22 protein-coding genes are annotated in these 25,940 nt (G+C 66.1%); 6 read left to right on the forward strand and 16 right to left on the reverse strand.

Annotated elements, in window-relative coordinates; genetic code table 11:
* Window positions 1-117: 117 nt before the first annotated feature.
* The 4 genes from AC1DOM_RS05945 to AC1DOM_RS05960 all read right to left on the reverse strand — a co-directional run bounded on the left by AC1DOM_RS05945 (window position 118) and on the right by AC1DOM_RS05960 (window position 7,326).
* Window positions 118-1,683: a tetratricopeptide repeat-containing sulfotransferase family protein gene (locus AC1DOM_RS05945; RefSeq protein WP_498961172.1), complete on the reverse strand. Its 1,566-nt coding sequence runs from the start codon at window positions 1,681-1,683 to the stop codon at window positions 118-120.
* Between the two features lie 70 nt (window positions 1,684-1,753).
* Window positions 1,754-4,693: a TonB-dependent receptor gene (locus AC1DOM_RS05950; protein WP_498961174.1), complete on the reverse strand. Its 2,940-nt coding sequence runs from the start codon at window positions 4,691-4,693 to the stop codon at window positions 1,754-1,756.
* Window positions 4,694-4,932: 239 nt separating this feature from the next.
* A complete protein-coding gene (locus tag AC1DOM_RS05955) occupies window positions 4,933-6,687 on the reverse strand; it encodes a phosphoenolpyruvate carboxykinase (GTP) (protein WP_498961302.1) in 1,755 nt (584 codons plus the stop codon).
* Window positions 6,688-6,738: 51 nt separating this feature from the next.
* Window positions 6,739-7,326 carry a TetR/AcrR family transcriptional regulator gene (locus AC1DOM_RS05960; RefSeq protein ID WP_498961177.1) on the reverse strand — a complete coding sequence of 196 codons (588 nt, stop codon included), beginning with the start codon at window positions 7,324-7,326 and terminating at the stop codon, window positions 6,739-6,741.
* A 180-nt stretch (window positions 7,327-7,506) separates the two neighbouring features.
* Between AC1DOM_RS05960 and AC1DOM_RS05965 the strand changes: the two genes are divergently transcribed.
* Both AC1DOM_RS05965 and AC1DOM_RS05970 read left to right on the forward strand, forming a co-directional pair.
* Window positions 7,507-9,981 carry an acyl-CoA dehydrogenase gene (locus AC1DOM_RS05965; RefSeq protein WP_498961178.1) on the forward strand — a complete coding sequence of 825 codons (2,475 nt, stop codon included), beginning with the start codon at window positions 7,507-7,509 and terminating at the stop codon, window positions 9,979-9,981.
* A gap of 7 nt (window positions 9,982-9,988) precedes the next feature.
* Window positions 9,989-10,459: a hotdog fold domain-containing protein gene (locus AC1DOM_RS05970; RefSeq protein WP_498961180.1), complete on the forward strand. Its 471-nt coding sequence runs from the start codon at window positions 9,989-9,991 to the stop codon at window positions 10,457-10,459.
* Here AC1DOM_RS05970 and AC1DOM_RS05975 read toward each other — a convergent pair.
* Genes AC1DOM_RS05975 through AC1DOM_RS05985 form a run of 3 tightly spaced genes read right to left on the reverse strand, consistent with a single transcriptional unit; the run spans window position 10,428 to window position 13,331 of the window.
* A complete protein-coding gene (locus AC1DOM_RS05975) occupies window positions 10,428-10,778 on the reverse strand; it encodes a DUF1304 domain-containing protein (RefSeq protein WP_498961182.1) in 351 nt (116 codons plus the stop codon). The two genes, AC1DOM_RS05970 and AC1DOM_RS05975, sit on opposite strands and share 32 nt — an antisense overlap.
* Before the next feature lies 1 nt (window position 10,779).
* The gene (locus tag AC1DOM_RS05980; RefSeq protein WP_498961184.1) at window positions 10,780-12,009 is read right to left on the reverse strand and encodes an NAD-dependent epimerase/dehydratase family protein; all 1,230 of its coding nucleotides are present in this window, start codon (window positions 12,007-12,009) and stop codon (window positions 10,780-10,782) included.
* A complete protein-coding gene (locus AC1DOM_RS05985) occupies window positions 12,006-13,331 on the reverse strand; it encodes an NTP/NDP exchange transporter (RefSeq protein ID WP_498961186.1) in 1,326 nt (441 codons plus the stop codon). The genes AC1DOM_RS05980 and AC1DOM_RS05985 overlap by 4 nt, the downstream gene beginning before the upstream one ends.
* A 51-nt stretch (window positions 13,332-13,382) precedes the next feature.
* On the opposite strand from AC1DOM_RS05985, the gene AC1DOM_RS05990 reads away from it, so the two are divergent.
* Window positions 13,383-15,014: a GMC family oxidoreductase gene (locus AC1DOM_RS05990; RefSeq protein ID WP_498961188.1), complete on the forward strand. Its 1,632-nt coding sequence runs from the start codon at window positions 13,383-13,385 to the stop codon at window positions 15,012-15,014.
* Window positions 15,015-15,400: 386 nt separating this feature from the next.
* On the opposite strand, the gene AC1DOM_RS05995 is transcribed toward AC1DOM_RS05990, so the two are convergent.
* Together AC1DOM_RS05995 and AC1DOM_RS06000 are read right to left on the reverse strand one after the other, a co-directional pair.
* Window positions 15,401-17,314: a M48 family metallopeptidase gene (locus AC1DOM_RS05995; RefSeq protein ID WP_498961190.1), complete on the reverse strand. Its 1,914-nt coding sequence runs from the start codon at window positions 17,312-17,314 to the stop codon at window positions 15,401-15,403.
* Window positions 17,315-17,331: 17 nt separating this feature from the next.
* Window positions 17,332-17,928: a LemA family protein gene (locus AC1DOM_RS06000; protein WP_498961192.1), complete on the reverse strand. Its 597-nt coding sequence runs from the start codon at window positions 17,926-17,928 to the stop codon at window positions 17,332-17,334.
* An 83-nt stretch (window positions 17,929-18,011) separates the two neighbouring features.
* On the opposite strand from AC1DOM_RS06000, the gene AC1DOM_RS06005 reads away from it, so the two are divergent.
* Window positions 18,012-19,430 (forward strand): serine hydrolase domain-containing protein, encoded by a 1,419-nt coding sequence (locus tag AC1DOM_RS06005; protein ID WP_498961194.1) that lies wholly within the window; start codon window positions 18,012-18,014, stop codon window positions 19,428-19,430.
* A 51-nt stretch (window positions 19,431-19,481) separates the two neighbouring features.
* On the opposite strand, the gene AC1DOM_RS06010 is transcribed toward AC1DOM_RS06005, so the two are convergent.
* The 7 genes from AC1DOM_RS06010 to AC1DOM_RS06040 all read right to left on the reverse strand — a co-directional run bounded on the left by AC1DOM_RS06010 (window position 19,482) and on the right by AC1DOM_RS06040 (window position 24,640).
* Window positions 19,482-19,937, reverse strand: coding sequence for a DUF2442 domain-containing protein (locus AC1DOM_RS06010; protein ID WP_498961196.1), 456 nt, complete (start codon window positions 19,935-19,937; stop codon window positions 19,482-19,484).
* Entirely contained in the window at window positions 19,876-20,184 is a 309-nt protein-coding gene (locus tag AC1DOM_RS06015) for a DUF4160 domain-containing protein (RefSeq protein WP_498961198.1), read from the reverse strand. Before AC1DOM_RS06015 ends, AC1DOM_RS06010 begins: the two co-directional genes overlap by 62 nt.
* Before the next feature lie 174 nt (window positions 20,185-20,358).
* Window positions 20,359-20,823 (reverse strand): hypothetical protein, encoded by a 465-nt coding sequence (locus AC1DOM_RS06020; RefSeq protein ID WP_498961200.1) that lies wholly within the window; start codon window positions 20,821-20,823, stop codon window positions 20,359-20,361.
* A gap of 746 nt (window positions 20,824-21,569) precedes the next feature.
* A complete protein-coding gene (gene gcvH / locus AC1DOM_RS06025; protein ID WP_498961202.1) occupies window positions 21,570-21,965 on the reverse strand; it encodes a glycine cleavage system protein GcvH in 396 nt (131 codons plus the stop codon).
* A gap of 102 nt (window positions 21,966-22,067) precedes the next feature.
* Window positions 22,068-23,177 carry a glycine cleavage system aminomethyltransferase GcvT gene (gcvT, locus tag AC1DOM_RS06030; RefSeq protein ID WP_498961204.1) on the reverse strand — a complete coding sequence of 370 codons (1,110 nt, stop codon included), beginning with the start codon at window positions 23,175-23,177 and terminating at the stop codon, window positions 22,068-22,070.
* Between the two features lie 54 nt (window positions 23,178-23,231).
* A complete protein-coding gene (locus tag AC1DOM_RS06035; protein ID WP_498961206.1) occupies window positions 23,232-23,669 on the reverse strand; it encodes an NfeD family protein in 438 nt (145 codons plus the stop codon).
* A gap of 2 nt (window positions 23,670-23,671) precedes the next feature.
* Window positions 23,672-24,640 (reverse strand): SPFH domain-containing protein, encoded by a 969-nt coding sequence (locus tag AC1DOM_RS06040; RefSeq protein ID WP_498961208.1) that lies wholly within the window; start codon window positions 24,638-24,640, stop codon window positions 23,672-23,674.
* A 97-nt stretch (window positions 24,641-24,737) separates the two neighbouring features.
* On the opposite strand from AC1DOM_RS06040, the gene AC1DOM_RS06045 reads away from it, so the two are divergent.
* Both AC1DOM_RS06045 and AC1DOM_RS06050 read left to right on the forward strand, forming a co-directional pair.
* Complete coding sequence (locus AC1DOM_RS06045) at window positions 24,738-25,331, forward strand: RNA polymerase sigma factor (protein ID WP_498961210.1); 594 nt, start codon at window positions 24,738-24,740, stop codon at window positions 25,329-25,331.
* Window positions 25,324-25,893 carry a hypothetical protein gene (locus AC1DOM_RS06050; RefSeq protein ID WP_498961212.1) on the forward strand — a complete coding sequence of 190 codons (570 nt, stop codon included), beginning with the start codon at window positions 25,324-25,326 and terminating at the stop codon, window positions 25,891-25,893. Before AC1DOM_RS06045 ends, AC1DOM_RS06050 begins: the two co-directional genes overlap by 8 nt.
* The last annotated feature ends 47 nt before the right edge of the window (window positions 25,894-25,940 follow it).

Here is a 25,940-nt window from a genome sequence, read left to right on the forward strand (position 1 = left end):
CCGCGCGTCGACAAACGCTTGAATCCAAGCGTTATTTTTATTGCCGAGTTGCCGGACTCATGCGTGCTGCAGCCGACGAAAGGTCACTGCGCGGCGACAGCTACAGCCGCTGTCGCCTCAAGCGTCCGTCGCGAGCGCCGATTGCAACGGACGCAATTGAAGTTCGTAGCGCTTCCACCACCCCACCCGACCGGCGTGGATCGGCTTGCGCACCTGCACGCTGCTGGCGGTGGTCACCGGTTGCAGGTTCGCGGTGATGTCCTGCACGCCGGCCTGCGGTGCGAGGCCGCATCCGGCGAGCAGCGCGCTTGCGCCCGCTTCGGGTTGCGCGACCAGGGCTTCGTATTGCACGTCGACGATGCGATCCGGCGCGAGATGCTGCAGGTGTCGCATCAAGCGCATGGCATTGCGGTGGTGGTTGGCGACGTCGTCGAACGCGTAGCTCCAGTCGTAGAACGCGTTGGTGAACAACTCGCGCAGGCAACCGAAGCATGCGTCGACCGGATCCTTGCGAACGTGGACGATCCGCGACTGCGGCAACGCGGCAAGTGCGACGCCCGCCAGTGCGACGTTGCCCGGGTGTTTGTCGGTATGCCAGCGACGACCGGCGCTGCGCGCCTGCGTCGCATGGAGGTACAAGGTTCCGACCGTGGCCGCGTCGGTGTGCGCCAGGCGCTGCGACGCTTCGGTGTCGAGGAACCCTTCGCACCAGTAATCGCTGGCCCATTTGTAGGCCATGCGCAGCGCGTTGGATTCGCCGCAGCTCGCAACGTCGGCATGGTTGCCGAGGATGCGTTCGACGACCGTCGTGCCCGAACGCGGCAGGCCGATGATGAAGAGCGGAATGCGCTGCGCATCGACGGCTTCGCTTGCGATGACGTCGGGACGCGCGGCATCGATGATGCGATCGAAGATCGCGTTCTCGCGCGCGGCGTCGTATCGGCTCGTCGCCTTGCGCAAGGCCATCGCGCGTTCGAGGTGCGGCCACGCGCGCTCGGTTGCGTCGGCATTGTCGAGTTCGCGGAAGAGCGCGTAGGACCAGGCGGAGACCAGGCTGCCATCGGCATTGCCGGCGACCAGGCGTTCCAGGCGCGCGATGCGCGCGTCGCGACCTTCGGCCAGATCGAGCGATGCCAGCGCGAAGTGCGCGCCGGGATGACCCGGTTCGAGCGCGATCGCGTTCTCGAAGGCCGCCGCGGCCGCCTCCAGGCGACCGGTGAATTTCAGTGCATTGCCGCGCAGGAACGCCAGCGCCGGGCTGTGCACGTTCGAATCGTTCGCGACATCCAACCAGCGCAGTGCGGTGGCGGGGTCGTCGAGCATCATCGCCTGTTCGGCGATGCCGGTCAGTTGCATCGCGTCCAGGCCCATGCGCGGGTCGAGCGATGCCAGCAGCTGCGCGCAGGTCGCGTATTCGCCGGTGGAAATCAGTCCGCTGGCGACGACCAGCATTTCATGCGGTGAAGCGTCCGGACGCAGGCCGCGCGCGGAAGCGCGCGCATGCGAGACGGCCGCGCGGAAGGCACCGCGTGCCTGGAACAGGCGCGAAAGCATCCAATGCGCGCCCCAGAAACCGGGCGCGCGCGCGAGCAGTTGTTCGCACAGGGCGGCGGCGCGCGCCGGGTCGGCGCGGAAGGCCAGTTGCGCTTCGCGCCAGAGAATCTCGGGGGACGGATCGTTCATTTGCATTCCGAATAAAAAACGGCCGCTGCGTGAGCAGCGGCCGTCGGTTTACCACAATCGACTCGATGGATCAGAAGTCGTAACGCGCCGAGAAGCGGAAGTAACGCGGCGTCTGGTAGTTGATCGGCAGGAGGTAATCCTGCGAAGCCACCGGGGAAGCGCGGTTCTTGTCGCCGGTTTCGACGAATTCGGTGACGCCTTCGTCGCCGAGCACGTTGAAGATGTCCATCTGCAGCGTCAGCTTGCCGTCGCCGAACGTCGGGGTCCAGGCAACGTTCGCATCGAACGTCTTGGACCACGGCGTACGACCATGGTCGCCACGGTTACCCAGGTGCGGGTTACCGGCGGCGTCGTGGCAGTAGAAGCTCGAGGCCGAGTACGCGCCGATCGAACCGCCGTCGACACCCTGGAACGACGGGTGGCTTTCCGGGATGTAGCCGTTGCAGTTCACCGGACGACCCGACTGGATGATCATGTTCGCGCCAACGCGCCACTGGTCGGTGATGTCGTAGGTACCGAACATCTTGACAGTGTGGCGACGGTCGTTCGGCAGGTAGCCGTACGCGCCTTCGCCGAACGCCGGGAAGTCGAAGTCCTGGGTGATGCCGGCGTCCGCCTGCTCCAGGGTCGAGTTCACGTAGCCTTCCGCGTTACCCGTGCTCTTCGCCCAGGTGTACGAACCCTGCAGCGCCCAGCGATCGGCCTTCATGCGCTCGAAGAAGAACTCGACCGCACTGTAGTTGCGACGGTACTGCGGCAGACCGAAGTAACGCGCCGGGATGGTCACCGTGGTGAACGTGCCGTCGTTGTTCAGGTCCAGCGCGAGGTCGGCGTCACGACCCGGGTTGATCAGGTAGCACGAAGCGGCCGTGTTGTAGTCGTAGTTCGTGTAGCCGTTGTCGGCCGCCCAGTCGGCAAGCGCCTGGTGCGTGCAGGTGTCGTCGAAGCCGTCCTTGATCTTGCGCTTGATGCCGCGGACGCCGATGTTCCAGTTCTCATTGAGCTGCTTCTGCATGCCCAGGATGTATTCGTCCTGGTACATGGGGCTCAGGTTCGCAGCGGCAACGGTGGCCGGGTTCGGGGCGGTGAAGCTGCCGTTGAGCGCCAGGCCGCCGAGCTGCGTGCCCAGGGTCGGGGCGCCGGTGACCGGATCGACCGCCGTGTACAGGAAGTACTCGTTGGTCGTGGCTTCGGCGCCGGAGGCGCGGATCGAGGTGTTGTTGGCGACCGGGATGAAGTAGCGACCGGCGTTACCGAACACCTTGAACGTCGAGTCACCCATCACGTCCCACGAGAAACCGAGGCGCGGGGCCCACAGGTCGTCGGACTTCACGAACGAGACGCCATCGGCGTTCTTGTTGTCGAAGCGCTCGAGGCGGATGCCGCCGTACAGCATCAGCTTGTCGGTGACGTTCCAGCTGTCTTCCAGGTACGCCGCTTCGTTGGTGGTCTTGTAGCCGCCCGACGAACGCGTGATGAAACGACGACGCACGTACGGCTGGTCGTTCGGCACGCCGTTGGTCACGCCGCCGGCACCCGGGGACGCGAAGTAACGGTAGTACACGCCACCGGCGTAATCGGTCGCGGTGAATTCGGAAACGAATTCTTCGCTGTCCAGGCCCGCGCGGACGGCGTGGTCGCCGATGCGCCAGTCAAGGTCGATGCGCCATGCCTTGCGACGGTCGGTATCCGGCGGCGCGCTGACAGGGCGGACCGCGGCGAAGCTCGCCGCCGGCCAGCAACCCAGGTACACCAGGCCCACGCCGTAGACGGTCGGGCAGTCTTCGCCCGGCAGGCCGCCCGGGATGTACGGGTTGTCGTACTTCAGGTCGCCGTACTGCGCCGACAGGGTCAGCGAGTCGGTGAGGTAGCCGGTGTACTTGCCGATCAGCACGCTGCCGCCGGACTTCTGCTCGTAGTCGTACGCGAACAGATCGTTGTTGCGGCTGTACGGGGTGGCGCTGTCGTAATGCGTGCGGTCCAGGGTTTCCTTGTTGTAGATCCCCGTGAACTCGAGCAGGTGGTCGTCCGTGATGTTCCAGTCCAACTTCAACATGCCGCTCGGCGACGTGTTGGATTCGGTCTCGCTGCTGTTCTGGTCGAAGGTGTTCTTCGTGTTGTGGCGGCCGGTGACCAGGCCGAACATGAAGAGCTTGTCCTTGATCAGCGGACCACCGGCGTACGCGTTGTACTCGATGTTGTCGGCTTCATCGGCGGAACGGAAAACGAGCAGCGCGGCCGATTCCGGATCGCGCGAAGGCGCGTCCTTGCCGGTCGAACGCAGCTGGTTCGGTTCCCAATAGACGCTGCCGCCACCCTGCCACTCGTTCGTACCGCGCTTGGTCACGATGTTGATCACGCCGCCCAGCGAACGGCCGTACTCGGCGCCGTAGCCACCGGTCTTGACCTGCTGTTCGGAGATCGACTCGAACGGAAGCTGCGCGTACGACAGCAGCGAACGCAGGTTCGTGACGTCGAAGCCGTTGATGTAGTAGCCGTTTTCCGCGACCGACGCGCCGCCGAAGGAGGCGAGGTTGCCGAGGCCGGTGTCGCCGCGGACGGTGCCCGGGGCAAGCAGGGCGACGTTGGTGACGTCACGCGAAACCGGAAGGGCCTGGATCTGCTCGGCGGTGAACACCGTCGTCGACTCGACCGACGAGACGTCGATCGGGTTGATCGCACCGGCGCCGACGACCGTGACCGAACCCAGTTCCTGGGCAGCGAAGCTGACCGGCGTACCGGTACCGACGCTGACGCGCACTTCGCGCGTCTGGCCACCGGAGATCACGCGATAGCGACCCGGGGAGAGCTGCGGGAGCGCGAAGCGACCCGAAGAATCCGCCGTGACCTCACGCGCCGAACCGGTGTCGACGTTTTCGATGCGAACGGTCGCGCCGCTCTGCGCGTCGCCGAAGATCGAGCCCACGGCGCTCTGCGCCTGCACCGCACCAGCGAAGCAGAGGCCCAGTGCGACGGTGAGCGCGCTGCGCTTCAGCGTCAAAGATTTCATTGAAGCCATGAATTCCCCCCACGGGAAGGTTGAATTAAAGAGAAAAGTCACTGTCAGGTTTGAGACATGACCACCCGACTATAGGGGAAATAACGAATTGACAACAACAGGCAAACGGAATTAACACACACGCCGCTACAGGTCTGCCGCTGGAAACCGCTGGAACCCCCTGATCCGACAAAGAAAAACGGGCCCCCGAGGGGGCCCGTTTGGGCGTTGCATTCGCTGGCGTATCGAGGTCAGGAATCGCGTAATTCGGCTGCGATGCGCCCCTGCTCGCGCTTGAGTGCGTCGGGAACGCGCTCGCCGAACTCGTCCAGGAAGGTTTCGAGGCTGTCGATTTCCGCCTGCCAGCCCGGGCGATCGAAGTCGAACAGCACCCGGCGCGCCTCGTCCGACAGCGCCACGCCTTCCAGGTGGATGTCGTCGGCTTTCGGCAACGCGCCGATCGGCGTTTCCGTCGCCGACGCGCGGCCTTCGACGCGGCCGATCATCCATTCCAGCACGCGCAGGTTTTCGCCGAAGCCCGGCCACAGGAACTTGCCGTCCTCGCCCTTGCGGAACCAGTTGACGTGGAAGATCTTCGGCAGGTTCGCGCCGGGCTTGTCGAACGACAACCAGTGCGCGAAGTAGTCGGCGAAGTTGTAGCCGCAGAACGGCTTCATCGCCATCGGGTCGCGACGCATCACGCCGACCGCACCGGTGGCCGCCGCCGTGGTTTCCGAACCCATCGCCGCGCCGACCAGCACGCCGTGCGTCCAGTCGCGCGCTTCGAACACCAACGGCACGAGCGATGCGCGCCGACCACCGAAGACGATCGCCGAGATCGGCACGCCCTGCGCGTCCTCCGCCTTTGGCGACCAGCTCGGGCACTGGCGCGCAGAGACGGTGAAGCGCGCATTCGGATGCGCGGCCGGGGCACCATTGAAATCGTATGCATTGCCGCGCCAATCAAAGGCGGGCTTGCGGTCGTCGAGCCCTTCCCACCACGGCTGGCCGTCTTCGGTCAGGCCGACGTTGGTGAAGATGGTCTTGCGCTGGATGGTCGCGAGCGCATTCGGATTGGATTTCTCCGACGTGCCCGGCGCGACGCCGAAGAACCCGGCTTCCGGATTGATCGCGTACAGGCGCCCATCGGGGCCGGGGCGCATCCAGCAGATGTCGTCGCCGACGGTCCAGACCTTCCAGCCCGCGTCGCGATAACCCTCGGGCGGAATCAACATCGCAAGGTTGGTCTTGCCGCACGCCGACGGGAAGGCCGCGGCGATGTAATGCGTTTCGCCCTGCGGGTTTTCGACGCCGAGGATCAGCATGTGTTCGGCGAGCCAGCCTTCGTTGCGCGCCTGGTGCGAAGCGATGCGCAGCGCATGGCACTTCTTGCCGAGCAGCGCGTTGCCGCCGTAGCCCGAACCGTAGGACTGGATCGTCAGTTCTTCCGGGAAATGCATGATGAAGCGGCGCTCGGGATCGAGTTCGCCGATCGAGTGCAGCCCCTTCACGAAGCGCCCTTCGCGTTCGATGCGCGCCAATGCCGCCGCGCCCATGCGCGTCATGATGCGCATGTTGGCCACCACGTACGGCGAGTCGGTGATCTCCACGCCGCAACGCGCGAGCGGCGAATCGATCGGGCCCATGCAATACGGGATGACGTACATCGTGCGGCCGCGCATGCAGCCCGCGAACAACGCATCCATCTTCGCGTGCGCATCGGCCGGCGACATCCAGTGGTTGTTCGGGCCGGCGTCCTCGCGGTCGCTCGTGCACACGAAGGTGAGGTGCTCCACGCGCGCGACATCGTCCGGATGCGAGCGGTGCAGCCAGCTCTCGGGGTGCGTTTTCGAATTCAGCGGCAACAGCGTGCCGTCTTCCTCCATGCCGCGGACCAGCTCCGCGAATTCACTGTCGCTGCCGTCGCACCAATGGATGCGGTCGGGCTGCGTCGTGCGTGCCACGTCCATGACCCATTGGTTCAACGCGTCCAACTGGCTGCCCATCGTGGAATTCTCGACTTCAAGGGAAAGGGGTTGCGCGGACATGCGTGTCCTTTAAGCTTGGGGGATCAGCGTCGACATCATGTGTTCGACATACGCTTCGAACTCGTCGTGCTGCATGTTCATCTGATGCAGCTGCAGGTTGAGCTGCAGGAAACCGACGTAGGCCGAATACAGCAGGCGCGCGCGATGCTGCGCGTCCGTGCGGCTCAGCCCCGCCTGCCGGAAGGAGGCGGTGAGGTAATCCAGGCGCCGCTCGGACACGCGCACGATCACCGGCTGCACGGCCGGATGGTCGAGCGCCTTGAGCAACTCCGAATAGATGATGTGCGACTTGGCTTCGTGCGCGACGAGGTGGAACAGCTTGCGCAGGCGCTCGCGCGGATCGGGAATGGGTTCGAGGGAACCGAAGACCGTTTCCTGTTCGACCTTCTCCCAACGCTCGAGCGCGGCGACCAGCAGCGCTTCGCGCGACGGGAAGTGCCAATAGAAGCTGCCCTTGGTGACGCCGAGGCGCCGGGCGAGCGGTTCGACCGCGACCGAGGCCACGCCCTGTTCGGCGATCTGGTCCAGGGCCGCCTGCGCCCAATCTTCGGCGCTCAGGCGCGCGGTGCGTTCATTGCGAATGGCGGCTTCGGTCATGGCGCAAGTTTACCGTACGGTTCCCTACCTTAGAGTATGCGCGGAGTGAGGACACCGTGTTGCCCTCCCAGCGCGTTGACAGCCGATCCATTCTGCCCATACTTGGGCGTATGGTGCCTGCGGGCGCCGTCGTGATCAACCCTTGAAGTGTGGGCGCACCTGCGTTCACCGGAGATCGAGATGAGCGTCGTCGTTCCTTTCCTTTTGTTGCTCCTCGCCGCGGGCTTCGCTGCCTACCACCGGATGCGCCTGGCGTACTGGGCGGCGATGACCGTGACCGCGCTGGTCGTGGCGTGGGTGCTCGGCGCGAATGCCACCGCGACGATCGTCGCCGCAGTGCTCGTCGCCGCGATCGCGATCCCGCTGCTGGTGCCGGGTTTCCGCAAGGCGCGCATCACCACGCCGCTGCTGCACTTCTATACGAAGATCCTGCCGCCGCTGTCGGACACCGAACGCACCGCGCTCGAAGCGGGCACCGTCGGGTTCGAAGGCCAGCTGTTCTCCGGCAAGCCCGACTGGGACCAGTTGCTCTCGCTGCCCAAGCCGCAACTCACCGCGGAGGAACAGACCTTCCTCGACGGCCCGTGCGAAGAACTCTGCCGCATGACCGACGACTGGGACATCACCCACGTGCGCGCCGATCTTCCGCCGGAGTTGTGGGAGTACTGCAAGAAGCACAAGTTCTTCGGCCTGAACATCCCGAAGGAATACGGCGGGCTCGGTTTCTCGGCGCTGATGAACCACAAGGTCATCCAGAAGCTCGCCTCGATTTCCACCGTCCTGTCGTCCACCGTCGGCGTGCCGAACTCGCTCGGCCCCGCCGAACTGCTGATGCACTACGGCACCGACGAACAGAAGCGCGAATACCTCCCCCGCCTTGCCGACGGCCGTGAAGTGCCGTGCTTCGCGCTGACCGGCCCGTTCGCGGGTTCGGATGCGACCTCGATTCCCGACTACGGCATCGTGTCGATGGGCGAATGGAACGGCGCCAACGTGCTCGGCGTTCGCCTCACGCTGGACAAGCGTTACATCACGCTCGCACCGGTCGCCACGCTGATCGGCGTCGCATTCCGCATGTACGACCCCGAAGGCCTGCTCGGCGACAAGCGCGACATCGGCATCTCGCTCGCGCTGGTGCCGCGCGAAACGCCGGGGCTCGAAATCGGCCGCCGCCACTTCCCGCTCAATTCGCCGTTCCAGAACGGCCCGATCCACGGCAAGGATGTCTTCGTGCCGTTGTCGCAGTTGATCGGCGGCGAAGACTACGCCGGCCAGGGCTGGCGCATGCTGATGGAATGCCTGTCGATCGGCCGTTCGATCACCCTGCCCTCCACGGCGAGCGGCGGTTCGAAGAGTGTCGCGGTCGTCACCGGCGCGTATGCGCGCATCCGCAAGCAGTTCGGTTTGTCGGTCGGGCGTTTCGAAGGCGTCGAGGAAGCGCTCGCGCGCATCGGCGGCAAGGCCTATGCGATCAGCGCGCTGTCGCAAGCCACTGCGGCCGCCGTGGCGCGTGGCGAAAATCCCGCGGTGCCCTCGACGATCGCGAAGTACCACTGCACGCAGATGGGCCGCGAAGTCATCCTCGACGCGATGGACGTGCACGGCGGCAAGGGCATCATCCTCGGCCCGCGCAACTATCTCGGTCGCGGTTGGCAAGCCACGCCGATCAGCATCACCGTGGAAGGCGCGAACATCATGACGCGCTCGCTGATGATCTTCGGCCAGGGCGCGATCCTCTGCCACCCGTGGGTCATGAAGGAAATGAAGTCCGCGCAGTTGGCCGATCCGGTCGAGCGCATCGACAAGTTCGACGACGCCTTGTTCGGGCACATCGGCTTTGCGATTTCCAACGCCGTGCGCAGCCTGTGGTTCGGCCTGAGCGGCGCGAAACTCGGCAAGGCGCCGGGCGACGATTACACGCGTCGTTTCTACCGCAAGCTCGATCGCTATTCGGCCGCGCTCGCGCTGATGGCCGACACCTCGATGCTGTTGCTCGGCGGCAAGTTGAAGTTCAAGGAATCGCTGTCGGGCCGCCTGGGCGACGTGCTGAGCCAGCTCTACATCGCCAGCAGCATGCTCAAGCGTTACGAGGATGAAGGGCGTCCCTCGGGCGATCGTCCGTTGCTCGCGTGGGCGTTCCACGATGCGATCAACAAGATCGAAAACTCCCTGTCGGGCGCGCTGCGCAATTTCCCGATCCGCCCGATCGGCTGGCTGTTGTGGGCGCTGATCTTCCCGTGGGGCCGCCGCGCGCAGGCGCCGAGCGATCGCCTCGGCCACCAGGCGGCGTCCTTGCTGATGACGCCGTGCGATGCACGCGCGCGCCTGGCCGAGGGTGTGTTCCTCACGCCGACCGCGCACAACCCGGCGGGCCGCATCGACAGCTACCTGCCGAAGATCGTCCTGGCCGAACCGGTCGAACGCAAGTTCCTCAAGGCGCTGAAGAACAGCGACATCCAGGCGATCGACTTCGCCTCGCAACTCGACGAAGGCGTGCGCGAAGGCTGGATCACCGCCGAGGAACGCAAGCAACTCGAAGAGCTGCGCGCGATGACGCTCGATGCGATCAGCGTCGACGACTTCGAAGCCTGGGAACTGCGCTCGGCCGGCTACGAAACCGCACACGGCGTGGACCACTCCCGCTTCGCCGCCTGAGGTGTCGGTGCTCGCGCTCTATCGCCGGTTCACGCGCTGGCCCGGCGGCCGTTGGTTGTTCGCGCGCGCCGTCTGTTGGCGCGCGCCGTATTTCGCGAGCATCGCGCCGCGGATCACCGTGCTCGAACCGGGACGTTGCGAAGCGTCGATCGCGCATCGTCGTAAGGTCACCAACCACATCGGCACGGTGCATGCGATCGCCTTGTGCAACCTCGCCGAATTCGCCGGCGGCCTGATGACCGATGTGTCGATCCCCGCATCGATGCGCTGGATCCCGAAAGGCATGACGGTCGAATATCTCGGCAAGGCGAAGGGCACGATGCATGCGGTGGCCACGCCGGACGTCGCGCCCGTTGAAGCCGCGCAGGGTTACGAACTGCCCGTCACCGTCGTGGTGACCGATCCGAACGACGCGCCGGTGTTCCGCGCGAAGATCGCGATGTGGGTCAGCGCCAGGACACCAGCATCGCGGCGATGATCGCCGGGAAGGCCTGGATGAAGAGGATGCGCCGGTTCACCGTCGCTGCGCCGTACACGCCTGCGATCACGACGAAGGCCAGGAACAAGCACACGATCTCGCGCGATTGCGTGCAGAGTCCATAGACCAGCCCCGCCGCGAGGAACCCGTTGTACAAGCCCTGGTTCGCCGCGAGCGTGCGCGAACGCTCGGCGAATTCCGGCGTCAGCTTGAACGTGCGCAGGCCGATCGGCCTGGTCCACAGGAACATCTCGAGCACCAGGAACCACGCGTGCAGCAGCGCGACCAGTGCGACGACGAGCATGGCGGGAAGCGACATGTCAGTGCTTCTTTTTCTTCGAGGAGGACTTCCTCTTCGACGAAGACTTCTTCGACGACGATTTCTTCGCCGGCGCCTTGGGCCTCGGCGGTTCCTGCGACTTGTGCCAGGCCTGCAACACTTCGGCCTCGCGCGCCATCGACAGACCGGCCTTCGGATTCGCGCGACGCTCGCCCGGCAGCGCGCGCCAGTACGCGAGCGTGTCGGCGGTCGTCGCATCCAGCGGGCGATAGGTCAGGCCCGCGGCCTGCGCCTTCGCGCTGCTGACGCGGCCGAAGCCTGCGTATTCGCCGACCGGCGGAATCCACACGGGCATGTCCTGCCACGCGGAGACGTCGTGTTTCTCGAGGAATTCGGCGGGCACCCACGTCACCGTGGAGGTCTTGCCCGCCGCACGCTGGCTGGCGTCGAGCAACTCGCCCATCGTCAGCTTGCCCGCGGGCGCATCGGCGTTGAACGTGCCGAAGGTTTTCTGGTCCAGCACGTGCAGCAGGAAGGCCGCCAGGTCGCGCACGTCGATGAACTGCGTGGGATCCATCGCCGTGCCCGGCGCAAGGATCTCGCCGCCGCGATCGGCGCGCGCGGGCCAGTAGGTGAAGCGATCGGTGTTGTCGCCCGGGCCGACGATCAGGCCCGGCCGCACGACGGTGACCTTGCCCGGCATCTGTTGCAACGCGGCCGTTTCGCACAGGGCCTTGAGGCCACCGTAGGTTTCGCCGGTGACTTCGGTGACGTTCGGATTGGCCAGTTGCGCGAGCGGCGCGCTCTCGTCCTGGTTCGGCGTGTCCATCTTCGCGTAAACCGAAATCGTCGAGACCAGCAGGTACTGGCCGACGCGATCGCCGAGCAGCTTGGTCGATCGCGCGACATCGGCGGGAATGTAGGCCGACGTGTCGAGCACCGCGTCCCACTTGCGCTTGTTTTCCAGCGCCTTCATGTCGGTCTTGCGGTCGCCCTGCAATTGCTCGATGTCGTCGTACTGCGCGCCCGAGAAACGCTCCGGGTTGGTCTTGCCGCGATTGAACAGCGTGAGCTTGTGCCCCTTGGCGCGCGCGGCTTCGACGAAATGCGGCCCGAGGAAACCGGTGCCGCCGAGCACGAGGATCGACAGCGGTTCGCCGGGCTTGCGCTGGGCCGGTTGCGCCGGCTTGCGACGCGCCGCGAAGGCGGGCACGGCGGACAGGCTCGCGGCGGCGAGCGAGGCTTTGATGAAATCGCGTCGCGTTGTCATCGACGTGGGTCTCCTTGCGGGGGCGCTCCGGGGAGTGTGCGCTGCAACTTCACGACCCGCCAAGCGCTGAAAATGAACACCAGCGTGGCGCCGATTCCCGCCGTGAAGACGATCTGCGAACCGAAGCCCACCAGCCATTTGTGCAGCCAGGCGGTGGTGACGTCGCTGGTGCGGTAGACGAAGGTATCGATGAAGGCCTTGGCCTTGTAGCGCCACTCGCGCTGCACACGCGTGTAGATCGTCTCGCGGCCCGGCTTGCCGAGTGCGAATTCGCTGCCGCGCGTGGCCACCTGCACGACGGCCACGAGCATCGGGAACGGCGAAGCCGCCAGTGCGCAGAAGCCCAGCAGCACGGCGAAGCCCGGGATCAACAGCGCCGGCGCCACGCCGAAGCGCCGCAACAACCAGCGCGTGAACAGCAATTGCACGGTGATCGCGAACAGGTTGATGGCCAGGTCGATGTTCGCGAAGTAACGCGTGGCGCCCGCCGCATCGGCACCGAAGGCCTTGCGCACGATCGCCGCCTGCTCGTTGTAGAGCAGCGTGCCGACCATCACGCCGAAGAACATCAGCATCGCCAGCGCGCGCAGCAAGGGCTCCTGCCACACCAGGCGCAGGCCGGCCCACACCGAGCCGCCCATCGCGCGTTCGCCCGTGGCTTCGCCGCGTTCGCGTTCGCGCCGCAGCGCCCATGGCCGCAATTTGTAGATGCAGACAAGGCACACGCACAAGAAAAAGATCGACACGAGCATCAGGTCCGCCACGCCAAGGCGTTCGGCCAGCGTGCGGGTGATCGCAGGACCCAGCAACGCGCCCACCGTCCCGCCTGCGCCGATGTAACCGTAAAAGCGCTTGGCGTGCGCGTCGTCGAACACGTCGGCCATGAAGCTCCAGAACACCGTGACCGCGAACAGGTTGAACACCGCCGTCCACACGAAGAAGGTCACGCCGCGCCCGGGCAGTTCGCGATGGAAGGCGATGTAGAACGCCACCAGGCACGCGATGAAAACGACATACACCGCAGGCAGGAACACGCGACGCGGCCAGCGCGCGACGAGCGCCCCGTACAGCGGTTGCAGCGCGAGCATCACCAGGAACGTGCCGGTGAACAGCACCTGCAGCGTGAAGTCGCCGATGTCCTGCCCGCGCGATTGCGCCCAGGCCACCCACGCCTGCGGGAAGACGGCAAGCGCGTCGCTGGACGCGCCCATCGCGTCGCGCACCGGGCGGAGCACGTAGTACCCCGTCAGCAGGCTGAAGAAGTAGAGGATCGACCACCACAACGGCGGGGACTCGTCCAGTGCGCCGCGGAAGCGATTCATGCGACCCAAGTTAGCCCAAAGCCCGCGGGGCTGGCTACCATGCCGGAGTACATGCTCCAGCGCCGCGGCCTATCGTCGGCGAACCATCTGACGGGACGGCTCGTGCACGCATTCGACTACATCATCATCGGCGCCGGATCGGCCGGCTGCGTGCTCGCCAATCGCCTGTCCGCCGATCCGAAGGTGCGCGTGCTCCTGCTCGAAGCCGGTCCGCGCGACTGGCATCCCTTCATCCACATGCCCGCGGGCCTGGCCAAGCTGGTCGGCAAGAAAGGCGTCAACTGGGATTACGACACGGCCCCCGAACCGCACCTGGACAACCGCGTGCTGTGGTGGCCGCGCGGCAAGGTGCTCGGCGGTTCGAGCTCGATCAACGCGATGTGTTACATCCGCGGCCACGCGCGCGATTACGACGACTGGGCCGCGCAGGGCGCAACCGGTTGGGACTGGAAATCGGTGCTGCCCTACTTCAAGCGCAGCGAAGGCAATCGCCGCGGCCGCGACGATCTGCACGGCGAACTCGGCCCGCTCGCGGTCTCGGACCTGCGTTACACCAATCCCTTGTCGCAGGTGTTCATCGACGCCGCGGCGCAAGCTGGTTATCCACGCAACGACGACTTCAACGGCCGCGTGCAGGAAGGTGTCGGCTTCTACCAGGTGACACAGAAGGATGGCGCGCGGTGTTCGGCGGCGGTCGCGTACCTGCATCCGGTGCAACACCGCAAGAACCTGGTCGTGCGCACGGGCGCGATGGTCTCGCGCATCACCTTCGACAAAGGCCGCGCCAACGGCGTCACCTGCGCCGCCAATGGCACGGCGTTCCATTACGAATGCACGCGTGAGGTGCTGTTGTCCGGCGGCGCCATCAATTCACCGCAATTGCTGATGCTCTCGGGCGTCGGCCCCGCCGCACAGCTGCAACGCCACGGCATCAAGGTCGTGCACGATGCGCCCAACGTGGGCGAAAACCTGCAGGACCACCTCGACGTCTGCACGTTGCAGCACTCCACGCAGCCCATCACCTACGACCGCGCGAGCGACGCGAAGATCGCCTTCGATTATTTCCTGCGCGGCCACCGCGGCGCGGGCAGCAGCAACATCGCCGAAGCCGGCGGCTTCCTGCGTTCCCCGCTCGCCCCCGACGGCCGCCCCGACATCCAGTTGCATTTCGTGCCGGCGATGCTCGACGACCACGGCCGCCACCGCCTGCGCGGCGACGGCTACACCCTGCACGCCTGCTTCCTGCGCCCGCGCAGCCGCGGCCGCATTTCGATCGTCAGCCCGCGCGCACAGGACAAGGCGCGCATCGAAGCCAATTATCTCAGCGACCCCGAAGGCTTCGACTTGCGCATGATGGTGGAGTGCGCGAAGGCGGCGCGCGCGATCTTCCGGCAGCCAGCATTCGATGCCTTCCGCGGCGCGCCGATTTTCCCCGCGCGCGACGACCTGGACGACAAGGGCCTGGAAGCCTTCGTACGTGCGAAGGCCGAGACGGTGTATCACCCGGTCGGTACGTGCCGGATGGGCAGCGACGAGGCGTCAGTGGTCGATCCGCAGTTGCGCGTGCGCGGTGTCGAAGGCTTGCGCGTGGTGGATGCATCGGTGATGCCGACGTTGATCGGCGGGAATACGAATGCGCCGACGATGATGATTGCCGAGCGCGTTGCCGAGTTGATGCGCTGACGGTGCGAAGCGAGCTTCGCACTCGCCGATCATTGAGAGCACAGCGCGCCCGCTTTTTAACGATCGCCGCGAAGGCGCCGATGCGCGAGAGAGGGCATCGAGGAGAACGCGCGACTGGAGCTCGGCTCCGAGATGCCCTCGACGGGCAAGGCGCCGCCCGTCGGGTGTGCTGGCTGTAGGCGCGCACCCATCACCTGGCGACGAACCCACTCAAGCACAGGTGTCGCGCGACGCACAGCGTGGTGCGCAGTGGACGTCGCGTTGAAGGCCACATTGCGGAGCGTGAGCTCTTGCGGAGCAATGTGGCCTTCAATGCGGCGCGCCGCTGCGCCGTTCTGGTGGCCACGCCAATACCGCAATGACGACGGATCAGCGAACCCGCTCTCTCAGCCCCGATCCAACATCGGCGGCAACGGACAATGCAAACACGCACAAATCGTGCGCAACAACTCCGCTTCGCCCACAGTCACCTGGCTGTCGTGCCCGATCGTCGCGACCAGCCCCTCGATCAACGCCTGCTTCGCCAACGGATCCAGCGCATCGAGCGACGCCCACACCGAATCCAGCGCCAACGCCCCTTCCCTGCGCGGGATGTAAGGCAGCGCATCGTTCGGCAACACCTGCTGGATCCCCTGCAAATACGCCGCGCGCGCATCGGACTCGCTTTCGTGCCCGCCTTGCGCGACCACGCAGAGCATCGTCGCGATCTCACTGCGCACCCCATTCAACTTCGTGCGACCGAAGCGTGCGTGCCGCGACGGATCGAGCGACTCCCGCACCTGCACCTGCAACAACCGCCCCAGGCAATACTCGAACAACGACACACGCCCGTCCGCATGGACGACCGCGTCGGTCGTGTCGAGGAAGACATCCAACTCCGGCCGAGGCCGCAGCCGCAGCGCAGGAAACGCGATCGACGCGACCGGCAACCGCAACGCCGCATGCAGCGACTGCAAATGCTGATCGCGCAACTGCTCCGCCTCTCCCGCCATCGCCAGGCCCAAACGCGCCGCGATCTCTTCGCGCTGCAACATGCGCACGCGCTTGTCGTCGTCCAGCAACAACCCCAGCAACAACGGCATCACCGCATCGCGCTGGCCGGCCAGCGTGCGCACCGCGGCGGGGATCGTGTCGACGATCGCATCGGCGCGCTTGTAATCGTCCGGCGAAGGCTGCGCGACCTGCGCAACGACCATCGGCGGCGTCACCGACAATTGCGCTTGCTCCGAAGGCAGCTTGGCGGTGCCCGTCGCCACCAGGCCCAGGTGCGCGTCTTCCTCCAGCCCGTTCGGCGGCACGTCCATCCAGCGCTTCGACAGCACGCGCATCTGCGCCTGCGTGAACTGCGGCTCGAGTTCCTGGATGCGTTCGATCAAGGGCGGATGCGTGGCGAACAGCCCGTGGAAACCCACGCCGTCGCCGAACAACATGTGGCTGACTTCCTCGGCGTTGTTCCGCTCGTTGAGGCGCGAACCTTCATCGAGCCCGCCGATCTTCTTCAACGCGCCCGCAAGGCCCGTGGCCTGGCGCGTGAACTGCACGGCCGATGCATCGGCGAGGCGCTCGCGCTGGCGGCTCACGCCGGCCTTGATCATGCGACCGAAGAACAGACCGATGTAGCCGATGACCATTGCGACCAGCGCGGCGACGAGGATCGCGCCCGCGCCCTTGTTGCGACCGCCGAAGCGCCCGTGCTCGAGGATCTTGCGGCCGATCAGCCCGATCATCAGGATGCCGAACAACACGCCCATCAAGCGGATGTTCAAGCGCATGTCGCCGTTGAGGACATGGCTGAACTCGTGCGCGATCACGCCCTGCAACTCGTCGCGATTCAAACGGTCCAGCGCGCCGCGCGTCACCGCGATCACCGCATCGGACGGCGAGTAACCCGCGGCGAAGGCATTGATCGCCGCCTCGTGTTCGAGCACGTAGATCTTCGGCACCGGAACGCCGGAGGCGATCGCGATTTCCTCGACGACGTTGCGAAGACGGCGCAGGTTGAAGTCGGTGGTGTCCGATGCGATCGGCACGCCGCCCATCTGCAAGGCGACCGTCTCGCCGCCGCCGCGCAAGGAGGCGATGCGATACAGCGAGCCCAGGCCGATCACGCCGAGCGTGAGCACGCTGCACACGAACAGCAGCGGCGCGGCGCTTTCGCTTTCCCCGCGCGTGCCGATGCCGAAGGCCAGCCACGCGGCGAAGTCGACCGCGCACACGATGCCGATCACCGCGAGTGCGAAGAGCAGCACGAGGCGCGACGAGTTCCGGCGCGCCGCCGCCTGGCGTTCGAAGAAATTCATGGACGCCCCGCGTCAGGTCAGAACTGCACCTTCGGTGCGGCGCGCACCTGCGCCTGCTCCGCCGCCGGGATCTCGAGCAACGCCGCCGGCTGGAAATTGAACATGCCGGCGAAGATCGAGGACGGGAACACTTCGCGCCTGTTGTTGTAGCCCATCACCGAATCGTTGAAGGCCTGCCGCGCGAAGGCGACCTTGTTTTCGGTGGAGGTGAGTTCCTCGGTGAGCTGCATCATGTTCTGGTTGGCCTTGAGGTCCGGATAGGCCTCGACCACCGCCATCAACCGGCCCAGCGCACCATTGAGGATGCCCTGCGAATTGGCCAGTTCGGCCATCGCCGCCGGGTCCCCGGGGCTGGCTTTCGCAGCCTGCAGGCCGTTCATCGCCGCGCCGCGGGCGGCCACCACCGCCTCCAGCGTCCCGCGCTCGTGGGCCAGGTAGCCCTTCACGGTTTCCACCAGGTTGGGGATCAGGTCGAAGCGGCGCTGGAGCTGCACGTCGATCTGCGCAAAGGCGTTCTTGAATGCGTTGCGGGCCATCACAAGCCCGTTGTAAATCCCGACTCCCCACATCACCAGCACGACCAGAAATGCGAGCAGGATCAGCAAAATCCACATCACTCTTCCCCTTGTTCATGCAAAGCGCGGAACTGGCGCTATGATCGGCCAGCAAATCGCAGCATACGCAGGGGGCAAGCCCGATGAAAGGCGCTGTCAATCGGGTTTCTGAGTCGCACGGGGCCAAGCCCGGGCATCCTCGCGCCGGCCTGAAGGCCTGGCGTGCGGCACTGGTCGGCCTGTTGCTTCCCATCGCGGTCGGCTCGGCGCAGACACCCGGCGCCGCACCCGCGACACCGGTCGTCAAGCCCGCACCCCTCGCCGCTCCCGTGCAGGTCGCCGCCGTCGGCGTGCAGCGTGCTTCGGTCCTCAATCCCAATCCGCTGCCCATCGCACAAGGCTTCGACGTGCGCCGGTTCGAGGACATGGCGCAGCAACTGGTCGCCGACCAGCGCATCCCCGGCATGGCGATGGCGATCGTGCAGGGCGGCCGCATCGTGTCGATGCGCGGCTACGGCATCACCGACACCAAGGCCGCCGAGCCGGTCGACTCGCACACCGTCTTCCGCCTGGCCTCGCTGTCGAAGTCCTTCGCCGGCACGATGACCGGGCTGCTCGTCAACGATGGCGTGATCCGCTGGGACAGCCGCGTCAACGAATACCTGCCCGAGTTCCACCTGCAGAACGAATACGCGACGCAGCGCCTCACCGTCGCCGACGTCCTCAGCCATCGCGTGGGCCTGGTGCACAACACCTACGACCGCGACCTGGAAGGCAACCTCGATTACCGCTCGCTCACGCAGAAGCTCGCGTACGCGCCGTCGGCCTGCCTGCCGGGCGATTGCTACGGCTACCAGAACGTCGCCTTCAGCCTGATCGGCGATGTCGTGTTCGCAGCGACCGGCACGTTCTACCAACAGGAAGTCGAGCGCCGCATCCTCAAGCCGCTCGGCATGAACGATGCAAGCCTCGGCCTGGAAGGCATCGAAGCGAGCCCGCGCTGGGCGAAGCCGCACGTGCGTGGCCGCGGCGGCTGGGTGTCGATCGAACCCAAGCCGAACTACTACCGCGTCGCGCCGGCCGCCGGCGTCAACGCCAGCATCTCCGACATGGCGCAGTGGATCCTCGCGCATGGCGGCCATCGCCCCGACGTGCTGCCCGCGCCGCTGCTCGCGACGCTGCATGCGCCGCTGGTGGCGACACCGGGCGAGTTGCGCGGTACGTGGCGCCGCCAGCGCCTGTCGTCGGCGAGCTACGCGATCGGCTGGCGCGTGTACGACTACGCCGGGCACCAGGTGGTCTTCCACGCCGGTGCGGTGCAGGGCTATCGCGGCATGATGGCGATGATGCCCGAGCGCGACCTGGGCGTCGTCATCCTCTGGAACAGCGAGAGCTCCCTGCCCTCCGGCCTGCTGCCGACGATCCTGGACAGCGCACTGGGTTTGCCGGCGCAGCGTTGGCTCGACGTCGCACCGTTCGACGAAGGCCTGTACGCGAAGAACCAGGGGCCGACGGACGAAGCGGGTGCCGATGCGTCGACGGCGACTGCCGCGCCGCGTTGATGCGTTTCCCACTGCACTAAAAACGAAGCCCCGCATTGCGGGGCTTCTGATTTAAACGTGGTTGATTTTCCTGGGCCTGCCCCCGAGGCGTCCATTCGCTTGGGCAGCTGCCTTCTTCGCCGAACTCGTCGAACGGCCACCCTTTCTCGCGCGCTCCGCCATCCAGCGCCCGGTGCCCAGGAAGCCTTCCAGCAGCGCCGGCAGGTAGAAGTCCTGGTCGATGGTCGGAAAATGAATTCCATATCCGTCCCCGATGACTTCGACCTTCAGGTCGCGCGCATCGACGCCCGCAAGACCTTGCAGGTCGCGATCGCGAAAGCAAACGAATGCGCGGCTCGAAAGCTCGATCACCAAAAGCCGTTGCTTCGGATCGAACTGCACTGCGATCGCCCGCGGCACGTGCGCCTCTTGCTCGCGCGCGCGACGCTTCGCGTTCTGGAATTGGTTATCTGTAATCGACATGTATTTTTCTCCACGCCGCGCACAACTCTGCGAGGTGCTCGGCAAGGTGTTTCTGGATCCTCAGCGCTACGACCTTCGGGATCCCTTTGGAAATCAGCTTCGGGTGCGGAGGCCCGCCGGGGCAGTCCAACCAGAATTCGGCAACGCCTCCCGCCTTCGGGTACACGTGGACATGGCACGGTCGGTGGTCATTCGTATGGATGACGACGCGGTAGCTGAGGAACTTCAGGACGGTGGGCATCGTACCAGAAACCGAAGTAGTTGGGTTTACGCCGCCTACACGCGGGCGCATCTCCCTTATGTCTCACGACCTTCGGTTTCTGACCGACCGCAGCGAATGCGCAGATCGTTCGCCGCGCGGCGAAGAACGCATCCCCGCTTGATCGTGTTCGGTTCCATCGCCCAATAAAAAACCCCACCCCGCCTGGGCACGCGGGATGGGGCTGGATTACGGCTATCGGGTCAATTACATCATCGGCATGACGGGCGCCGGCATGTTCACCGGGGCCGACTTGCGCGAGGACTTGCGCGCCTTCTTCGCAGCAGGCTTCTTGGCGGCCTTCTTGGCAGCGCGCTTCTTGGTGGCCTTCTTCGCGGCCTTCTTGACGCCCTTCTTGGCGGCGGCCTTGCGGACCGTCTTCTTGGCGGCCTTGCGGACGCCCTTCTTCGCGGCGGACTTGCGGGCCGTCTTCTTCGCGGCCTTGCGCACGCCCTTCTTCGCGGCCGACTTGCGGGCCGTCTTCTTGGCAGCCTTGCGGACAGTCTTCTTGGCAGCCTTGCGGACCGTCTTCTTCGCGGCCTTCTTGGCAACCTTCTTCTTCGCAACCTTCTTGGCGCCGGCCTTGCGGGCCGTCTTCTTGGCCGCCGATTTACGGGCGGTCTTCTTCGTCGCCTTCTTGGCGGACTTCTTCGCAGCTTTCTTCATGGCCATGGGATGGCTCCTCGTCAGTGGACTTGCTTGGCTTTAGAACTGCCCAGTTCGAAGCGACGTCGCGGGAGTCGGACCCGCGACCAACCGCCGACGCGCCACGCGCGCCGGGACGGATTCGGCATGCCGCGGCACCAGGTGCGCGGCAATAAAAAACCCGCGACGCAGGGCGTCGCGGGTTCCTTTGAAAGATGTCGACTGCGATTTCGCGAAGGAAACGAAACCCGCGTCCACCGGCTTGTCGATCCGGGCGGAGGTTCGTGTTGTCTTGCGCGATGTCGTTTTGTCGTGACTCACTCGTTACCGCAGGGTGGCTGCTTGCGGCGAAACCTAATCACGGTTTTTTCCTGTGTCAACAACCCCCTACGATTTTTTTACTGGCTCTCAGGGGCAAGCGCGGGTGGCGGGGTCGGCGATGGGGGGTGCGCGCGGCGTTCCGTGCGACGTGTCGATGCGCGCCGCACGCATATCACTGTTGCAAAAAACACCTTGTTTTGCGCAGTCGAAGAAAAACGCGCGACGCGCGAACGATGCTTGCGCACTTGCCGGCGCAAGACCGCGCGGCGCTTGCCCGAAGGGGCATCGATGGTGTTCGACGGGTCGAAAAAAAGTTTTCGCGATGACGCATCGCAGCACCCGATTTACGCCCAACTGCGCAAACTTCGACCGCTCGTCGGAAACGAATCCGGCCGCGCGAGGCGGCCGGATCGGAGTACCGCAACGTGTGCGGAGATCGGACGCGCGTGGCGTCAGTGATCTTCTTCCTCGAGCAGTTCGGCGTAGTCGTCGGGCGCCAGGAGTTCGTTGAGCTGCTCGGGTTCCTCGGCTTCGATCACGAAGATCCAGCCATCGCCGTACGCGTCTTCGTTGATCGTTTCGGGCTTGTCGGCCAGCGCGGCGTTGACCTCGACGACCTTGCCGGTCACCGGGGAATACACGTCCGACGCTGCCTTGACCGACTCGACGACGGCAACGGCGGTCCCCGCTTCGACGCGGTCGCCGACGTTCGGAAGTTCGACGTACACCAGGTCGCCGAGCAGGCCCTGCGCATGGTCGGAGATGCCGATCGTGACCTTGCCGTCGCCTTCGACGCGTGCCCATTCGTGGGACTTCATGAACTTCAGGTCGCCGGGGATCTCGTTCATCGTGCTGCTCCGTGCTGCGTCGTCGTGGGGAGGGTGGGCCGTAGTGTAGCGAAGGGGGGGCGGCGCCGGATCAAGCCATGCGCCGCACCTTTCGTCGCATCGTCAGATGCCGGGTTGCGCCTTGCCTTCGCGCACGAAGGGGAACTTCACCACGCGCACCGGGACTTCGCGGCCGCGGATGTCCACGCGCACCGGCGCGTCGGCATCCAGCGAACCGGCCGGCACGCGCGCGAAGGCGATCGCCTTGCCGAGCGTGGGCGAGAACGTGCCAGAGAGAATCTCGCCCTCGCCGTTGGGCGTGAGCACTTTCTGCCCGTGGCGCAGCACGCCCTTCTCGTCCATCACCAGCCCGATCATCTGGCGCGGCACGCCGGCGGCCTTCTGCGCTTCGAGCGCGGCGCGGCCGGTGAAGTCGCGGCCTTCGTCGAGCGAGACGGTCCACGCCAGGCCGGCTTCGAACGGCGAGACGGTGTCGTCCATGTCCTGACCGTAGAGATTCATGCCGGCTTCCAGGCGCAGCGTGTCGCGCGCACCCAGGCCCGCCGGTTTGACACCCGCGGCCAGCAACGCATTCCAGAACGCGATCGCCTGCGCTTCGGGCACCAGGATTTCGTAACCGTCTTCTCCGGTGTAACCGGTGCGGGCGACGAACAGCGGCACGCCGTCCTTCGACATGGCCTCCGCGGCGGCGAAGCGCGTGAGCTTGGCGACTTTCTCCACCGACGCGGCATCGAGCAGCGAGGCGACGCGTTCGCGCGCGGTCGGGCCCTGCACGGCGAAGATGCCCAACTCGGGGCGTTCGACGACGTCGACGCCGAACTCGGTCGCCGCGGCGTTGATCCACTGCAGGTCCTTCTCGCGCGTGGCCGCGTTGACGACCAGGCGATAGAAGCCATCGCCCATCGAATAGACGATCAGGTCGTCGACCACTCCGCCCTGCGGGTTGAGCATCGCGGTGTACAGCGCCTTGCCCGGCGCCTTGAGCTTGTCGACCGAGTTGGCGACCAGCTTGCGCAGGAAGTCGCGCACGCGCGCGCCGCGCAGGTCGACCACCGTCATGTGCGAGACGTCGAACATGCCCGCGTCGTTGCGCACCAGGTGGTGCTCGTCGACCTGCGAACCGTAATGCAAGGGCATGTCCCACCCGCCGAAGTCGACCATCTTGGCGCCGAGCGAACGGTGGGTGTCGTTGAGGATCGTCTTCTGCGTCATGCGGGCTGCCGTGGGGTCGGTCGGGAGCCCGCGATTATCGCATCGCTCGCAGGCTCAGCCGGCCACGTCGACCCGCAACGTCATGCCTTCGGCCGACAGCACGCGCACCGGCGTGCCCGCCGGGAGATCCGGGCCGACCACGTCCCAGAACGCATCGGCGATCTGCACGCGCCCCTGGCCGTTGACGATCGCGCGCTCCAGCGGCACCACGCGGCCGATCAGCGCGGCCGTGCGGCGGTTGAGGATGGGATCGCCGCCGGCGAGCACGCGCTTGCCGCGGGAGAACCGGCGCCACGCAAGGATCGACACGATGCCCAGCACGGCGAACAGGCAGGCCTGCGCAAGCACCGACACGCCGGGCACCAGCAGCACGACGAGGAACACCGCCGTCGCCGCGAAGCCGAGCCACAACAGGAAGGCGCCCGGCGCGAGCACCTCCGCCACGAACAGCAGCAGCGCGATCGCCGCCCAGACGAAGACGTCGGTTCGCATGCTTAGCCCCCGGCGCGCGGCGCGGGCGTGGCCGGCGCGACGACGCGCGCGGTGCCCTGGCGCTCGAGCGCCTGCTTCGCCAACTCGGCGATGCCACCGAGCGAGCCCAGCACGCCCGAGGATTCCATCGGCATCAGCACGAACTTCTGGTTCGGCGCCTCGGCGAGCGACTTGAACGCCTCGATGTACTTCTGCGCGACGAAGTAATTGATCGCGTTGACGTTGCCGCCCGCGATCGCGTCCGACACCATCTGCGTGGCCTTGGCCTCGGCTTCGGCCAGGCGTTCGCGCGCTTCGGCCTGGCGGAAGGCGGCTTCGCGCTGGCCTTCGGCTTCCAGGATCGCGGCCTGCTTCTCGCCTTCGGCGCGCAGGATGGCGGACGCGCGATGCCCCTCGGCTTCCAGGATGTTGGCGCGCTTCTCGCGCTCGGCCTTCATCTGGCGCGCCATCGAATCGATCAGGTCGCGCGGCGGCTGGATGTCCTTCAACTCGATGCGATTGACCTTCAGCCCCCACGGATGGGTGGCCGCGTCCACCGCGACGAGCACCTTGGCGTTGATCTCGTCGCGCTTGGACAGCGACTCGTCCAGGTCCATCGAACCGATCGACGTACGGATGTTGGTCATCACCAGGTTGAGGATGGCGATCTCCAGTTGCGCGACTTCGTAGGCGGCCTTGGCCGCGTCGAGCACCTGGAAGAAGACGATGCCGTCGACCTTCACCACGGCGTTGTCCTTGGTGATCACGTCCTGGCTCGGCACGTCCATCACCTGTTCCATCATGTTGATCTTGCGGCCGATGCCCTGGTAGATCGGCACGAGGAAGTGCAGGCCCGGCGACAGGGTGTGGGTGTAGCGGCCGAAGGCCTCGACCGTCCACTCGTAGCCCTGCGGCACCATCCGCACGGCCTTCATCACGATCACCAGGCCGAAGAAGACTACGACCGCGCTCAACATCCAGTTCAACGACATCGCCGCACCCCCGCTTCTTGTCTGAACGGAGTATAGGGTCGGGGAGAACACAAGCGGCTGCGACGCTTTCGCCTTCCCCGGCATCCACTGTTTTCGAATGACCCTCGCCCCTCCGACCGCCGCCCCACGTTCGAGTTTCGCCATCGACGTGCCCGACGCCCTGCTCGCCCGCGCGCGCGCCGGCGACCGGGCGGCGTTCGAACAGCTCTACCGTTGGTTCGAGCGGCCGGTGTTCACCCTGGCGCTGCGGATCGGCGGCGACCGGGAGGAGGCACGCGACGTGCTGCAGGACACGATGCTCAAGGTGCTCGGCCGGATCGGCGAGTTCCGTGGTGGCGGCAGCCCCTTCTGGGGGTGGCTGCGGCAGATCGCGGTCAACGAAGCATTGATGCGCCTGCGCCGCGACAAGCGCCTGGCGCAGGAGATCGGCGTCGACGACACGGGCGTGTTCGCCGAGGACGATGCGCCGCTCCCGCCCGCGGCGGCCGATGCCGCGCTGGTGCAGCGTGCGCTCGCCGGCCTGCCGGCCTCGACGCGCAGCGTGTTGTGGCTCTACCACGCCGAGGGTTACACGCACGAGGAAATCGCCGCGTTGATGCAACGCACCGCCAGCTTTTCCAAATCGCAACTCGCGCGCGGGACCCGGAAGCTCCGCGCCGCACTGTCCATCAAGGAGGACGTCCATGCGTGACGCCACCCGACATCCCGCCGGCCCCGCGCCGGACTCGTGGGCGCAGGCCTTCAACGCCTTGCCGCTCGAACGCCCGCAGACCGATGCATGGGCCGACATCGCCGCGCGCCTTCCCGAGCGCAAGCGCGCGCATTGGCCCGCGCGCCTGGCCATCGCCGCGACGCTCGCGCTCGCGGTGATCGTGCCGCTGCGCATGTTGCCGACGTCGAAACAAACCGAATCGCCGCCGGCGCCGGTCGCCGCCGCGACGACGCAACCGGAGACGGCCGACGCACTGGAAACGCTGTACGCAGAGTCCGCCCAGCTCGAAGGCTTGCTCGCGCTGGCGCGCGACGATTCGGTGGGCAGCGGCGCAGCGGTGGAAGTCGGCGCGAACCTCGATGCCGAACTTGCGCGCATCGACGCCGCGCTGCGCCAACCCAACCTCGGCCGCGACGGGCAACTCGCCCTCTGGCGCGCCCGCGTCGACACGCTGCGCTCGGCCGTGAGCTTCGAGTCCACGCGGCGCTGGATGGCCGTGCACGGCGAGGGCTACGACGGCGCGCTCGTCCGCGTCGATTGAAGCGCGCTTGCGACGCTCGGCCCCTGCCCCGCATCCCTGTCATCGGA

The sequence above is a fragment of the Lysobacter sp. P5_B12 genome (assembly GCF_056400425.1).